Raw genomic sequence first — 14244 nt, forward strand, 5'->3', positions numbered from 1 at the left:
CGTGTTCTAGAAATGTGCGGGATCGGTTCCCGCGAAGGTCAGTTCCCGGTGAACCGGGGCGGCCGCTCGTCGAGCATCGCGGCGACGGCCTCGTGGTGATCCGCGGTGGAGTGCGCGATCGTCTGCATGGCCGCCGAGAGCTCGAGCAGCGCGTCGAGGCTCTGGTGCTGGCCCTCGCGGAGCAGCCGCTTCGTCATGCGCAGCGCCTGCGGCGGATTCGCGGCCACCCGGTCCGCGAGCGCCCGAGCGGCACCGAGCAGCTCGTCGGGCTCGACGACGCTCGAGACCATGCCCCAGTCCAGCGCGGTCGCCGCATCGACGGCGTCGCCGGTGAGCGCCATCTCCGTGGCCCGCGCCATGCCGACGATGCGCGGCAGCAGCCAGGCGCCGCCGTCGCCCGGAATGAGCCCCACCTTGACGAAGCTCTCGGCGAAGACCGCCTTCGTGGACGCCACCCGCAGGTCGCACATCATCGCGAGGTCGCAGCCCGCGCCGATCGCCGGGCCGTTCACGGCCGCCACCGTCGGGACCTCGCAGTGGTACAGCGCGCGGGGGATGCGCTGGATGCCGTGCCGATAGCCCTGCCGCTGCTGCGCCGCGGTGCCGCCGAACATGCCCTCCTTGTCGCGCATGTGCTTGACGTTGCCGCCGGAGCTGAACGCCGAACCGGCGCCGGTGAGGATCGCGACCCGCACCTCGTCGTCGCGGTTCACCGCATCCACGGCGCGCTCGATCGCCTCGATCATGGCCTCGTCGGAGACGGGGTTGCGGGCAGCGGGATCGTTCAGGGTCCAGGTGACGACGGGGCCGTCGCGCTCGATCAGGAGTGGTTCGGTCATGGGGGAGACCCTATGTGGTTCGGAACCGCGACGGGGGCGTCCCGAACTCGGCGGTGAAGGCCGCGGTGAACGCCGCGGGCGTCGCGTAGCCCAGCCTCCCTGCGGTCTCCGTCACGGTCGCGGTGCGCAGGAACGGCAGCGCGGCGAGCAGCCGGGCCCGTCGCCGCCACACCGCGGGGCTCGTACCCGTCGCGGCGCGGAACCGGGCGGTGAAGGCGCGCTCGCTCAGCCCGCAGCGGTCCGCCCACGCGGCGTTGTCGACCGCGACGTCCGGCGCGGCGAGGTAGTCCCGGCACAGGGCGCGCAGCTCCGGGTCCGCGGGGAGCGGAACGTGCAGCGGGAGCGGTGCGAGCGCGGCGATCTCGTGCAGCAGGAGCGACGCGATCGCCCCGTCGCGGCCGGCCTCGTCGTACTCGGCCTCGAGGTCGACGGCGGCGAGCAGGAGTTCGCGGAGGAGGGGCGTCACGTCGACCACCGTGCACCGCGCGGGCCACCACGGCGCCGCGGCCGGCTCGATGTACAGGCTGCGCGTGCTCACGCCGCAGTAGCGGACGCCGTGCGGCACACCGGGCGGGATGAGCACGCCGCGGTCGGTCGGCACGGTCCACGCCCCGTCGTCGGTGTCGACCTCCATGACGCCCGCGGCGGCGTACAGGAACTGCGCGCGCCGGTGGTGGTGCCGGGCCTGCGCGTAGCCGTCGGGGTAGTCCGTGCCGACGGCGAGCACGTCGCGCGGGACGTCCTCCAGCGTCGCGACGGGGATGTTCCGCATGGCGACCATGCTACCGAGATTCGAAGGTATCGCGCCCAACTTCGATTGCCGGAAGGGGCACCGTGCGGTGGACTCGGAGCAGTGAGTGCACTGATCCTGATTCTGGTGGGCGCCGCGTCGGGCGTCACGACGGCCCTCTTCGGCTTCGGCGGCGGCTTCGTCGCGGTGCCGGTCCTCGTCTGGGCCGACGCCGCCCTCGGCGGCGACGCGCCCCGCGTCGCCGTCGCCACCTCGTCCGTGCAGATGGTGGTCGCCGCCGCGGTCGCGACGGCCTCCACGTCGCGCGCCGTGCTCGCGGAGCTGCGGGGGAGCGCACGCCTGCTGCTCCTGCTGGCCCTGGGCGGCGCGGTCGGTGCCGTCGGGGCGCGGCACGTGCCCGGCGACGTCATCGCCGTCGGCTTCGTCGCGTACCTCCTGCTGACGATCGTCTCGGTCACCGTCCGGCCCGGATTCCTGCAGGCGGGGGACGACGGTGCGCGACCGATCCGGCCCGGCGCCGGCCTCCCGATCGGCGCGGTGGCGGCCTTCCTCGGCGTTGGAGGCAGCGTGGTGACGGTGCCCCTGATGCGCCGCAACGGCCACCGGATGGCGGTCGCGACGGCCCTGGCGAACCCGCTGACCCTGGCGGTGGCACTGCCCGCGACGGCCGTCTTCCTCCTGCTCTCGGGCGGACGGCCCGCGGGCGCCGGGACCGGCTTCGTGGGCGCCGTGGACGTCCGCGCCGCGGTCGCGCTGCTCGTCGGCTCGCTGCCCGTGATCGTGCTCCTGCGTCGCCGCGGCCCGCGCTTGTCCGACCGCGCGCATGCCCGCTGGTACGTCGGGCTGCTGGTGGCGGTCACCGTTGCGATGGCGGCGACGCTGCTCCGGTGACGGTCAGGCGGGCCAGTCGACGGCGAAGCGCCGGGCCAGGACGCGCTCGCCGGCCGGGGTCACGCGGACGGCGCGGTACGTGGGGAGTCGCTCCGCCCACCCGGCCTCGAAGAAGCGGTCGCACAGGGCGCGCCCGGCACCGCCCGCGAGGTGGTGCCGCGTCTCGGTCCAGTCGATGCAGTACCGCACGACGGGGCGGGAGGATCCGTCGGGCAGCGCGACGCCCAGGCCCGCGAGGAAGGCGCGCCCGTCGTCGGTGAGCCGGTAGTCGAGTTCGCGGCCGGCGGACGCGGGGCGGTCGGCGCCGTCGGCGTGGAATCGGCCGTCGCCGCCGGTGATCCGGCCGTGGTCGAGGAGCGAGCCCATGATCGCCACGCCGAGTCGGCCGGCGAAGTGGTCGTAGCAGGTGCGGGCGGTCCGGAGCCGCTCTGCGCGGGCGGATGCCTTGAGCGAGGCCACCGGCAGCGGCGGCGCCAGCGCCGCGAGCCGTTCGACGAGGTCGCCGACCTCCGGCCCGGCGATCCGGTACCAGCGATGGCGGCCCTCCGCCCGGACGGCCAACAGCCCACCGTCGACCAGCTTGCGCAGGTGGCCGCTCGCGGTGGGGCGGGAGACGCCCGCTTCGTCGGCGAGGACGCCGGCGGCCAGCTCGCGGCCGCCCAGCAGCGACAGGAGGATCCGGCTGCGGGTGCGGTCGGCGAAGAGCTCGCCGACGCGAGCCAGGTCAGCGTCACCCGACATCGCAGCCCACCCCCGTCCGGTCCGTCGCGGTGGCTCCGATGCTGGTGGCCACCCCGACCACGAGTATGGCCGCGACCACCACGAAGGTCAGCGCGAGTGCCGTTGACGAGCGGCCCGCGGCGTTGTACAGCGCCCCGAACCCGGCGACGCCGAGCGCGCCGCCCGCCTGGCGGGCGCAGTTCAGCACCGCGCCCGCGAGACCCGCGTGCTCGGGCGGCGCGGCGGACAGGGCCACCGACGTCATGGCGGGCATGGCGAGCGCGGCGAGGCCGATGAGGGCCAGGCCGGTCACGATCGTTGCGGCGTGGTTCGCCCCGGCGGCCACGACCAGCGCGCCCGCCGCCGCGCAGGTGAATCCGGCGATCATCGGCGCCCGCGGACCGGTGCGTGCGGTGACGAAGCCGCTGGTGGTGGAACCGAGCGCGACCACGACTGTCATCGGCAGGATCGCCGCGCCGGTCTCCAGGACGGTGAGGCCGTGGACGTCCTGCAGCGCGAGCCCGACGACGAGGAGCGCGCCGTAGAGCGCGAAGTTGAATACGAGCCCGGTGAGGACGGCGCCGCGGAACGGACCGTGAGCGAGCAGCCCGCGCGGGATCATCGGTCTGTGCGCCGACCGTTGCGCGACGATGAAGGCGCAGGTCGTCGCGGCAGCCGCGGCCGCGAGCCCGAGCGCAAGGGCGCCGCGCCCCTGCCCGAGTTCGATGAGGGCGGCGGTGCCGAGGGCGAGGGCCGTGGCGCCGAGCGTCGCGCCCCTGAGGTCGAGGGGCCGGGCATGGCGCGGCGAGTCCGGCGCCGTCCGTGCCACGGCGATCCCCGCGACGATCGCGATGGGCGCGCCCACCCAGAACGCCGCACGCCACCCGGACGTCGCGGCCAGCAGGCCGCCGACCGGCGGGCCCGCGGCGAAGCCCGCGCTCGCGATCCCGCCCCAGATCCCCAGCGCGCGGGCCCGCTCGGCGCCGTCGGGGTAGAGCTCGCCGATCATCGCGAGCGAACTGGGCAGGATCATCGCGGCCGCCATGCCCTGCACGATTCGCGCATCGATCAGGACGGGCCAGCCCGGCCCGAGCGCGCACGCCGCCGTGGCCATCGCGAACAGCGCGAAGCCGAGGACGCAGACCCGCCGCCGCCCGAACCGGTCCGCCGCCGGCCCCGCGATCAGCATCAGGGCGGCGAAGGGAATCGCGTACCCGTCGATCGCCCACTGCGCGAGCCCGAGTCCGCCGCCGAGGTCGCGGGTCATGGACCCCAGGACGACGTTGACGACGGTCGCGTCGAATTGGATCAGGCCGAACGCGATCGACAGGGCGAGGAGGGCGACGGCGCGCCGCCGGGCGGGATGCATGCCCTCAGCCTGGTGCCGGAACGGTTCGGCCCCCGCCGAACAGTTCGCGCCCCGGTAGACGACGAAAGCCCCGGCCGGGGCCGGGCTTTCGTGCTGGAGCGGGCGACGGGAATCGAACCCGCGTAGCTAGTTTGGAAGACTAGGGCTCTACCATTGAGCTACGCCCGCGTGCGCCGAATTCGGCGCGCGAGACATGTTACGGCATGCGACCCGCGGGACGGAATTCTCCCCGCCGGACGGGTCGCAGCGAGGATCAGCGGAAGCTCTCGATGTGGTCAGCGACCCAGTTCGCGTAGTCGCGAGCCGGGCGGCCCAGGACTCGCGGCACAGCGTCGGACGGTAGGACGGGGTGTTCGGCCGCGAGCTCGAAGGACCGCAGCAACGACTCGACGGCGGGCGCGGGCACGCCGGCCCCGGCGAGCCGCCTCCGCACCTCGTCCGGCTCGATCTCGCGCACGTCGAGGTGAGTGCCCAGCGCCTCGGCCAGCAGCCCGAGCTGCTCGCGCGAGCTGAGCCCTTCCGGGCCCGTGAGGTGCAGCGGACCGTCGGGCTCGGACGTACCGAGCAGGAGCGCCGTGGCGACGTCGGCGACGTCCCGCTCGTCGACGGGCACCATCGGGACGTCGAGGTAGGGCGCCTCCGCGAACCGGCCGACGCGCACCGTCGGGCCCCACCAGTGCAGCGTGTTCAGCGCGAACGGGACCGGGCGCAGCACGTGCCTCGCCCCGGCGAAGCCGGCGCTGACCTCCTCGAGGGCGCGGTGGTGCGCGCCGGTCGGGCTCAGCGGGTCCGTGACGGACGCGGTGGAGATGTGCACCAGGCGACCGGCCCGCGCGACGTTCGCGGCGGCGACGAGCTCTGCGAGCCGGCCCAGCTGCGCGGCACCCAGCGCGGACGCGACGATCAGCACGGACGAGCACCCGTCCAGGAGCGCATGCGCGGGGGCGGACGACGACAGCGTCTCGATATCGTCCGGCAGGTCCGCGGCGTCCGGCGTCCGGCTCGTCGCGCGAACCGAGGCCCCGTTCGCCGCGAGTTGCGCGACCACGCGGCGTCCGACGGCCCCCGTTGCTCCGGTCACCAGGATCATGCGTACCTCCGGTCGGATGGGGCGTCGAGCATGTCGTTGCTCACCCTACGGACATCGAGCCCCCGGCAAGTTGATAAGAGTGCATTCGCAATGCAGGATGTGTGCTGTGAATCCCGACGGAACCGGCAATCAGCCCAGCTACGGCCCCGATGGTCAGTGGGCCGGCCCCACCGGTGGCTACCCGCAACAGGGCTACCCGCAGCAGGGGTACCAGCAGCCGGGCCCGCCGCAGTACCCCTACGGCGACCCGTGGGCACAGCAGTACGGCCAGCCGCAGCCCGGGTACGCCCAGCCGGGATACCCGCAGGGCTATCCCCAGCAGGGATACGGGCAGCCCGGCCCCGGCTGGGGCGCGCCGGCGCCCGAGGTGAAGGTCGGGATCGTCGCGCTGCGCCCGCTCGACCTGGGTGACATCTACGGCGGCGCGATGGCCGCCATCCGTACCAACCCCGGCGTCATGGTCGGGCTGACGGCGGTGCTCGTGCTGGTCACGCAGCTGATCACCTTCCTCGCGCAGATTCCCATGACGCGCATCGCGGTGGACCCGGACGCCGAGACGGACGCGGCGCTCGGTGACCTCGCCGCCGCGACGGGGCTCAGCATCGGTGTCGGGCTGATCGCGGGCATCGCCTCGCTCTTCCTCACGGGCGTCCTGACGGTCGCGGTCGCGCGTGCCGTGATGGGGGAGCGGACCAGCGCCGCCGAGGCGGTGCGGGCGATCGGTCCCCGCCTGCTGTCCCTGATCGGGCTCAGCCTGCTGCAGTTCCTCATCTTCCTCGTGCCCACCGCGCTGGTGGTGGGCCTCGTCGTTGTCCTCGCGGTGGCGGCCGGCGACGCCGGGCCGATCGTGGCGATCCTCGTCGCGTTCCTGCTGTTCCTCGTGCTGATCGTCGGGTACCTGGCGCTCCTGCCGATGGTCTCTCTCGCGTATCCCGCAGTCGTCCTCGAACAGCTCGGCCCGATCGCCGCGCTCAAGCGCGGTTACGAGCTGCAGCGGCCGGGCTTCTGGCGGGTCCTCGGCATCCTGCTGCTCACCTACCTCATCACCGGCATCATCGGCATCGTCGTCTCGATCCCGTTCGGCGTCGTCAGCGTGCTCGTCGACGACGGTGCCGGGCTCGAGACCCTCGCGGGCTCGACGGTGACGGGCCTCGCCATCGCCGGTGTCGGCGCCGCGATCGCGCAGATCCTGACGGTGCCCTTCCTGGCCGGCGTGCAGACGCTGCTGTACGTGGATCAGCGGACGCGCAACGAGCAGTTCGACCAGGTGCTTCGCGACGAGGCGCTCCGCCGTTGGCAGTTCGGTACGCAGAACCTGTCGACGGACGCGCTGTGGCTGCAGAAGCCGCAGGCGGCACCGTCGAGCTGGTACTGACGCGCGGGTCGCTCAGGCCCGTTCGCGGGCCACGATCCAGCGGCTGACGGGGGTCCGCAGCACCAGGTCGACGAAGAGCAGCGACATCGCCAGCACGACGACCGACAGCGCCGCGGCGCGCAAGAACGCCGACGCGGGGAACCAGCTGCCCAGCAGCTCGAAGAAGCCGGCCTTGCTGAGGATGTCGAGCATCAGTGGGTGCACCGCGAAGACGCCGAAGGCGCGGATCGTCGCGTAGGAGACCACACGCTCGCCCACGGCCCGGCCGGAGGCGCGCAGGTCGTCCCACATCATCGCGCCGAGCCAGATCAGGATCGTCGCGGCGACGTACCAGGGCAGGTACAGCGGATTCCACGCCGCGGTGGCGGCGTCCGGGACGTTCCCGGGCTCGGTGTCACGCAGGTAGATCACGAGGCTGAAGGCGCCCGCCGCGAGGCAGACGGCGACCAGCCGCAGCGCATGCGCGCGGAGCCAGGGGCCGACCTTCTCGTAGTGCTGCGCGGCGAGCATGCCCATCGCCACGAAGAGCACGTACATGGGGAGCAGCTTCCACATGTGGTTGAACAGCGTCTCCCACGGCTGACCCGCCGGCCGCGGTGCGTACTGGTACAAGGCGAAGAACCCGAGCTGGATCGCGCCCGCGGTCAGCAGCACCGTCCACGGGTGGCCCTCGAGCTTGCGGGAGAGCTTCTGCAGCGCGGGGAAGAACAGGTAGATCTGCATCGAGATCAGCAGGAAGTACAGCTGGTACTTCGCGTCACCGGTCAGGGTGGTGCGCGCGAGATCGCCGAGCCACCGCCCGGGTGAGGGGAACGGATCGCCGGCGATGAGCAGGTGGTCGGTGATCGAGTAGACGAGGGTCCACACCAGGTACGGGCCCACGATGAGCCCGAAGCGTTTGCGCCAGAACTCCCGGGCCGTCATGGTGCGGCCGCGCATGCTCAGGACCAGCACGAACAGCGTCACCGCGACGAAGCCGTAGCGGGTGAGGTGCAGCGCCGCCGAGACCAGCCCGGTCTGGCGGATCACGTCCGGGGAGTAGTTGATCGTGGTCACGCAGTGTGCGATCACCACGCCGAGGAACAGCAGGACCCGGGTGAGGTCCGCGGTCTGCTCGCGTTTCGGCTTCGCCGGGGCCTTCTCGGGCGCGGCGACCTGCGGCGGCTTCGTCGTTTCGATGGTGGGCACCACCCTGGTGTCGTGCAAGGGCTGAGCGTCTTCACCCCGGGCTGCGGTCGTGTTTGTTTCGGTATCCTACGTGATACTGCTGCAAGAATCGGACAAGGGGCGCGTGCGCCCGTGTCCGATCATGGCGTCGTGGTGATCAGGGGGATGGCCTGTTCGTCGACGGTCCACGCACCGTGATGTCCGAGCATCCGCGACTCCATCGGCTCCTGGCTGGGTGTGACCAGCACCGACCCGCCCTGCGCCACGGCGAGGACGTGGCCGATGCGGTGGGCGACCACGGGGTTCGGGGGCGTGGGGCCGAACCAGTGCTCGTCGAGCGCCTGTTCGCGGGTCACCACGTGGGCGTGGGTGCCGAGGGTCTCCGACCAGCGCGCGCGCACGTCGTCGACGTGGTGGCCCCGCGAGAGGTAGACGTGCCGCACCCGCGCCTCGCCGGCGATGATCCGGACGCCGCGGTGCAGGGCGGGCAGTGCGTCGAGGTTCACCAGCGACTCGGCCTGGATCATCCCGTGATCGCCGGTCACCAGAAGAGTGCACGTGCCGGGCAGGTCCGCGAGGAGGTCCGCGAACATCGCGTCGACGGCGCGCAGCACGCCCAGCCACTCGGGCGAGCCGGGGCCGTGCACGTGCCCCGCCGCGTCCAACAGGCCGGTGTACGCGTAGGCGAAGCGCCGGGCGGCGGTGTCGTGCCGGGCGACGGCGAGCACGCCCTCGCGCACCTCGTCGAGGTTTGCGGCGGGGTGCTGAACGCCCGTGGCGCGGAACGAGGCCCTGGTCAGGCCCGACGTCTCCTGATACGCGGGGACTACGTAGTGGATCTCCGCGCCCGCGTCGGCGAGGTCCTCCAAGCGGCTGCGGCGGCGCTGCAGCTCGCGGGGCGGGTGCGATGCGCGGGCGTCGGGCCCGCTCGCGCCGTCGATGGTCCAGCGCAGCGAGTTGAACAGGCGCCGGCCGTGTTCGTCGGGGACGCCGAAGCTGTATCCGACGATGCCGTGCGCCGCGCACGGCGCGCCCAGGGCGAGGCTCGACAGGCTGCTCGCGGTGGTCGCGGGGAAGCCCGCGTTGAGGGTGGTGTGCACGTGCGCGGCGAGCGTCGGGGCATCGTCGGCGTGGCGGCGCAGGAGCTCCGCGCCGAGGCCGTCGATGAGCAGCAGGACGACGTCGCGTTCGATCGTCACGCCCAGCGGGTTCTCCCCGGCGATGCCGAAAGCGGTACAGACCGAGGGCAATACGTCGGAGAGCATGCCGGTCATCCGTCGATCGTAACGCTCGCAAAGGCGCGCCGAGGCGGGAACCGCGGCGTGTGACGCGCTCTCCGGCGCGCCCGCTACGTGATCGCCGAGGGGATGAGGGTGGCGACGCCGCCCTCGACGAGCAGAGCCTGGTCGTCGTTGACGCGGGTCAGCGGGAAGCGGCCGCCGTAGGTGCGGACCACGTCGTCGATCATGGCCGAGGGATAAGGCGGGAGCGCGCCGTCGGCGTGCGGGATGACGACGGTGTCGACCAGGCCCAGCCCGGTGAAGTCGGTGACGCCGGGCGCGTCCGTGGGGTCGTCGAGGGGAGCGACCGGCTCGACGTTCGGCCCCGCGACGACTGAGCCCGCGCTGAGCCCGACGTAGGGCAGGCCCGCGCGTACCCGGGCCTTGAGCACCTCTCCGGTGCCGTTGGCCTGCAGCGCGCCCAGCAGCACGAACGTGTGGCCGCCGGAGAGGTACACGGCGTCGACGGTGTTCAGGTCCGAGTCGAAATCGGCCGGGTCCGTGTACTTCGCGAGGGTCATCCGGGTCAGCCGGAAGCCGAGGTCCGTGAGCTGCGTCCACTCGAACGAGCCGAAGGGCTGGTCGGCGTACGGCGCGCCGGCGTCGTCGATGAAGCCGATCCGCAGGGCGCTCGGTTCCCGCCCGGTGTGCCGGCGGAGGAAGTCGGGCAGGGCGCCCGCGTTGAGCGACAGCAGCAGGAGATTCACGATCGCGACGCTACGCCGGGAGTCTCTGGAGCGGCGCGGACCGGCCGGGAGTGTGAGCCGGTCGGACGGGCGCCGCGGGCGCCGTCCGTGCAACGAGTGGGATGGAAGTCTACGCTTGTGGCAGAAGTGACGAGAATGATGCGGAGGTCCGGATGCGCGCACGACTCGCGCCCGCGGTGGTGGCGGGCTGCTTTGCGCTCCTCGCGGGATGCTCGGCGACGGTGTCCGGGAACGGCGCCGGTGTCACGGTGATCCGCGGCGGGGTCGGCCCGGGGATCGCCACCCCCGCGCCGGCCACGCCCGCACCGGTCACGACGACCACCGCACCGTCGACGACGAGCAGCGCGCCCTCGTCGAGCGGGCCGACCGCGGCGGTCGCCCTGCCCGACAACGGGAACGGCTTCACCTTCATTCAGACCCGCAGCGGCCGCACGCGCTGCCAGATCAGCGCGAGCAGCGCCGGCTGTCAGCTCGTCTTCGATCAGCCGCGGCCACGGACCGACTCCGGCGACGAGGCGAACGGCGTCAACGTCACCAGCGACGGCGAGCTGTCGTACGTGCTCGGCAACCTGGGGGCGATCGATCCGGTGACGCTCGATTACAAGACCTACACCGCCCGTGGGTGGTTCATCGTCGCCAACGAGTACGGCACTGCCTTCACCAACCGGACCACCGGGCACGGCATGGTCGTGAGCGCGCAGGGCGCGGAGTCCTTCTAGCGGGGCGTCGTGATCACCACGACGGCCTCGGCGCCGTCGACGGTGGCGAACCGGTGCGGCCCGTCGCTCGTCCACGAGTGCGAATCACCCTCGTGCACCGTTGTTTCGGCGCCCACCGGGCCGACGGTGAGGGCGCCGTCGACCACCGTGAGGTGCTCCCGGACGGCCGGACCGTGCCCGGGGGAGACGTGATCGGACCCGGCGGGGAACTCGAGCCGGAACACCTCGACGGTGACGTGCGGCAGGTGGCGCACCGAGAGTAGTGCCGTGCGCATGCCGCCGTCGGCGACGCTGTGCGCGCCGGGGGACTCCCCGACGAGGGCCGTGAGCGGCACGTCGAGCGGGCCGCACAGCGCGTAGAGGGTCTCGACCGTCGGATTGCGGCCGCCGGCCTCGATCTCCGAGAGCGAGCCCTTGCCCACGCCGGCCTGGCGCGCGAGCTCGGACAGGCTGAGGCCGCGCTCGGTGCGCAGCTCGCGGAGGCGTCGGCCGACGTCGGGGGAGGGCATGACCCCATGCTACGTTCTGTTCATGGAACGTTCTGAGAACGGAACGATGGTGCCGGTGGGCGCGGGCATCGTGACCGCCCTGGTCGGGTACACCTCCGCCTTCGCGGTGGTGCTCGCGGGCCTGCGCGCGATGGGCGCGAGCCCGGGCCAGGCGGCGTCGGGCCTGCTGGCCGTCACGGTGACCATGGGCGCCGCGTCCGCCCTGCTCTCCTGGCGGTACCGGATGCCGATCATCAGCGCCTGGTCCACGCCCGGCGCGGCCCTCCTCGCGACCACCGGCGCCGTCGCGGGCGGCTGGCCGGCGGCGGTGGGGGCCTTCGTCATCTGCGGCGTGCTGTTCGTACTCACCGGGCTCTGGCCGGCCCTCGCGCGCTGGGTGCAGAAGATTCCGACGCCCATCGCCCAGGCCATGCTGGCGGGCGTGCTGTTGCCGCTGTGCATCGCGCCGGTCACGTCGCTCGCGAAGCATCCGTGGGCGGTGGCGCCCGTGCTGGTGGTGTGGCTGGTACTGCTCAAGCTCCGCCCGCGGTGGGCCGTGCCGCTGGCCTTCGTGGCCGCGCTCGTCGTGATCGCCGTGGCCCTCGTGCGCGACGATGCCGTCCCCGCCGTCGCGGAGCTGGTCCCGCACGTCGAGTGGACGACCCCCTCGATCACGCTGCAGGCGCTCACCGGGGTGGTGTTGCCGCTGTACATCGTGACCATGGCTTCGCAGAACATCCCGGGCGCAGCGGTGCTCGCGAGCTACGGGTACTCGGTACCGTGGCGGCCGTCGCTCGCCGTGACCGGCGTCGGCAGCGTCGTCGGGGCGCCCTTCGGCGGGCATGCGATCAACCTCGCCGCGATCAGCGCGGCGCTCGCGGCGGGACCCGACGCGGGGTCGGACACGTCTCGACGGTGGATCGCCGGCGTCTCCTCGGGCGCGGCGAATCTCGTTCTCGGCGTGCTGAGCACGGGCCTGACCGCCGTGGTGTTGGCCGCGCCCGAAGGCGTGATCCAGGCGGTCGCCGGCGTCGCGCTCGTGGGCGCCTTCGCCGCCGCGTGCGCCGGTGCCATGGCCGACGAATCGGCTCGCGTGCCCGCCGCTGTGACGTTCATCGTCGCCGCCTCGGGCACGACGGTGGCCGGCGTCGGCTCCGCCTTCTGGGCGCTGCTCGTCGGGATCGTCGTGTACCTGGTGCTGGGAGTCCGGCGGTCGCTAGACGCGTGACTCCGCTTGTGGCTTCGACGACGAGGTCGTCGTCGGGGTCGAGGACGTGGTCGTCGGCGTCGTTGTCGTCGTGCTTGTCGTGGTCGGCGTCGTGGTGGTGGTCGACGTCGGCGTCGTGGAGGTGCTGGTCGGCGTCGTCGAGGTACTGGTGGGCCGTGGGACGGTGGACGTCGTGGTCCGCGGGATGTCCGTCGGTCGCGTCAACGGCGCGGGGTCGGCCCGGTCGGACGGGCGCTCGGCCATCGCCCGCGCCGTGGTCATCGCGCCGGGGTTGTCGGCCGTCGGTCCCGCCGTGGGCCCGGCACCGTCGTCGCCCATGCCGTTGACGGCGAGCGCGCCCCCGAGGGCGATCGCGGCGACCGCCAGCGCCCCCGCGACGGCGACCGACCGCTTCCGGCGGTGGCCGGCGGTGGCGCCGTGGGCATGGGGCTGTGTGGGCGCGGTGGATCCGATGGGTGGCGGCGTCGCCGGTCGCGTGACCGTGCGCGGCCCGACGGTGCGGCGGACCGTCGGGGCGTACGCGGCGGTGCGACCGGACCGGAGGGTAGGGGACAGCCGGGCCCTCGTGATCGCCTCCGCCAGTTCGCCTCCGCTGGCGAAGCGGCGCCGGGGCTCCTTCGTGAGGGCGCGCATGATGACGTCGTCGACACCTGCTGGCACCCACGCCGGCAGCGCCGGCGGCTCCTCCCGGATGTGCTGGACGCACAGGGCGACCGCGGTCGGCGCGGTGAACGGCGGGTGCCCCGTGAGGCATTCGTAGCCGACGACGCCGAGGGAGTAGACGTCGGAGGCGGCGGTGGCGTCCTCGCCGGAGGCCTGCTCGGGGGAGATGTACTGGGCGGTGCCCATGACCATGCCGGTCTTGGTGACGGGTGCGGCGTCGACGGCCTTGGCGATGCCGAAGTCGGTGATCTTCACCTGCCCGGTGGGGGTGATGAGGATGTTGCCGGGTTTGACGTCGCGGTGCACCAGGCCGGCGGTGTGGGCGACCTGGAGGGCGCGGCCGGTCTGCTCGAGCAGGTCGAGGGCCTGGGCCTGGCTCAGGTGCCCGAGGCGGCTGAGGACGGCGTTGAGGGGTTCGCCGTTGACGAGTTCCATGACGAGGTAGGCCAGGGGTGCGCCGCCGGCCTGGTCGGCGGTTTCGCCGTAGTCGTAGACGCCGGCGATGCCGGGGTGGTTGAGGGCGGCGGTGGTGCGGGCCTCGTTGCGGAAGCGGGCGAGGAACTCCTGGTCCTCGGAGAATTCGGCCTTGAGGACCTTGACGGCCACGCGGCGGTCGAGCCGCGTGTCCATCGCCTCCCAGACCTGACCCATGCCACCGGTGGCGATGAGCCGGAGGAGTTCGTAGCGGCCGGCGAGTGCGGTTCCGCAGCGCATGCTGGTCCCTCCTGTGTCGGGATCGTCGTTGTTACTCCGGCGCGGGGTACCGGTGGAAGCGGGCGCGCATCGTCGGCACGGCACCGCGCACGACGGAACGGGGTACGGCTGGTCGTCGGGCATATCGCCGGGGGCGGTCGAATCGTTACAGACTGCCGGGGGCCGGGCAGAGGCAGGACGGTCTCCGTCGGGATGACAGGCTTAGGGTGCACGTACGAATCGGCTACCTCGTCGTGGGCCCAG

Annotated in this window: 13 protein-coding genes, 1 tRNA gene and 1 pseudogene; 4 read left to right on the plus strand and 11 right to left on the minus strand. The window is 73.0% G+C overall.

What is annotated here, in order from left to right; all coding sequences use genetic code 11:
* Positions 1–38: 38 nt before the first annotated feature.
* Both LB823_RS04165 and LB823_RS04170 read right to left on the minus strand, forming a co-directional pair.
* Positions 39–839 (minus strand): crotonase/enoyl-CoA hydratase family protein, encoded by an 801-nt coding sequence (locus tag LB823_RS04165; RefSeq protein ID WP_224645513.1) that lies wholly within the window; start codon positions 837–839, stop codon positions 39–41.
* 10 nt (positions 840–849) lie between these two features.
* The gene (locus LB823_RS04170; protein WP_224645514.1) at positions 850–1611 is read right to left on the minus strand and encodes a helix-turn-helix domain-containing protein; all 762 of its coding nucleotides are present in this window, start codon (positions 1609–1611) and stop codon (positions 850–852) included.
* Positions 1612–1692: 81 nt separating this feature from the next.
* On the opposite strand from LB823_RS04170, the gene LB823_RS04175 reads away from it, so the two are divergent.
* Positions 1693–2481, plus strand: coding sequence for a sulfite exporter TauE/SafE family protein (locus LB823_RS04175; protein WP_224645515.1), 789 nt, complete (start codon positions 1693–1695; stop codon positions 2479–2481).
* A gap of 3 nt (positions 2482–2484) precedes the next feature.
* Here LB823_RS04175 and LB823_RS04180 read toward each other — a convergent pair whose 3' ends face one another.
* The 4 genes and pseudogenes from LB823_RS04180 to LB823_RS04195 all read right to left on the minus strand — a co-directional run bounded on the left by LB823_RS04180 (position 2485) and on the right by LB823_RS04195 (position 5660).
* Complete coding sequence (locus LB823_RS04180) at positions 2485–3222, minus strand: helix-turn-helix transcriptional regulator (RefSeq protein WP_224645516.1); 738 nt, start codon at positions 3220–3222, stop codon at positions 2485–2487.
* A pseudogene (locus LB823_RS04185) lies at positions 3212–4582 on the minus strand (MFS transporter); the annotation flags it as partial. The gene LB823_RS04180 and the pseudogene LB823_RS04185, both read right to left, overlap by 11 nt.
* Positions 4583–4664: 82 nt before the next feature.
* Positions 4665–4738, minus strand: a tRNA-Gly gene (locus LB823_RS04190).
* An 85-nt stretch (positions 4739–4823) separates the two neighbouring features.
* A complete protein-coding gene (locus LB823_RS04195; protein ID WP_224645518.1) occupies positions 4824–5660 on the minus strand; it encodes an NAD(P)H-binding protein in 837 nt (278 codons plus the stop codon).
* Between the two features lie 106 nt (positions 5661–5766).
* Between LB823_RS04195 and LB823_RS04200 the strand changes: the two genes are divergently transcribed.
* On the plus strand, positions 5767–7035 hold the full coding sequence (locus tag LB823_RS04200; RefSeq protein WP_224645519.1) for a DUF2076 domain-containing protein: 1269 nt from the start codon (positions 5767–5769) through the stop codon (positions 7033–7035).
* Between the two features lie 12 nt (positions 7036–7047).
* On the opposite strand, the gene LB823_RS04205 is transcribed toward LB823_RS04200, so the two are convergent.
* The 3 genes from LB823_RS04205 to LB823_RS04215 form a co-directional block, all read right to left on the minus strand.
* On the minus strand, positions 7048–8241 hold the full coding sequence (locus LB823_RS04205) for an acyltransferase (protein ID WP_224645520.1): 1194 nt from the start codon (positions 8239–8241) through the stop codon (positions 7048–7050).
* 101 nt (positions 8242–8342) lie between these two features.
* Positions 8343–9476, minus strand: coding sequence for an alkaline phosphatase family protein (locus LB823_RS04210; protein ID WP_224645521.1), 1134 nt, complete (start codon positions 9474–9476; stop codon positions 8343–8345).
* Positions 9477–9550: 74 nt separating this feature from the next.
* Entirely contained in the window at positions 9551–10189 is a 639-nt protein-coding gene (locus LB823_RS04215; protein WP_224645522.1) for a Type 1 glutamine amidotransferase-like domain-containing protein, read from the minus strand.
* 152 nt (positions 10190–10341) lie between these two features.
* Between LB823_RS04215 and LB823_RS04220 the strand changes: the two genes are divergently transcribed.
* Entirely contained in the window at positions 10342–10908 is a 567-nt protein-coding gene (locus tag LB823_RS04220) for a hypothetical protein (RefSeq protein WP_224645523.1), read from the plus strand.
* Here LB823_RS04220 and LB823_RS04225 read toward each other — a convergent pair.
* Complete coding sequence (locus LB823_RS04225) at positions 10905–11417, minus strand: helix-turn-helix domain-containing protein (RefSeq protein ID WP_224645524.1); 513 nt, start codon at positions 11415–11417, stop codon at positions 10905–10907. The two genes, LB823_RS04220 and LB823_RS04225, sit on opposite strands and share 4 nt — an antisense overlap.
* A 22-nt stretch (positions 11418–11439) precedes the next feature.
* Here LB823_RS04225 and LB823_RS04230 point away from each other — a divergent pair, with 22 nt between their 5' ends.
* A complete protein-coding gene (locus LB823_RS04230; RefSeq protein ID WP_224645525.1) occupies positions 11440–12624 on the plus strand; it encodes a benzoate/H(+) symporter BenE family transporter in 1185 nt (394 codons plus the stop codon).
* Here LB823_RS04230 and LB823_RS04235 read toward each other — a convergent pair.
* Positions 12613–14001 (minus strand): protein kinase, encoded by a 1389-nt coding sequence (locus tag LB823_RS04235; RefSeq protein WP_224645526.1) that lies wholly within the window; start codon positions 13999–14001, stop codon positions 12613–12615. The two genes, LB823_RS04230 and LB823_RS04235, sit on opposite strands and share 12 nt — an antisense overlap.
* Between the last annotated feature and the right edge of the window lie 243 nt (positions 14002–14244).

The sequence above is a fragment of the Tsukamurella sp. M9C genome, assembly GCF_020169415.1.
Classification (GTDB): Bacteria; Actinomycetota; Actinomycetes; order Mycobacteriales; family Mycobacteriaceae; genus Tsukamurella.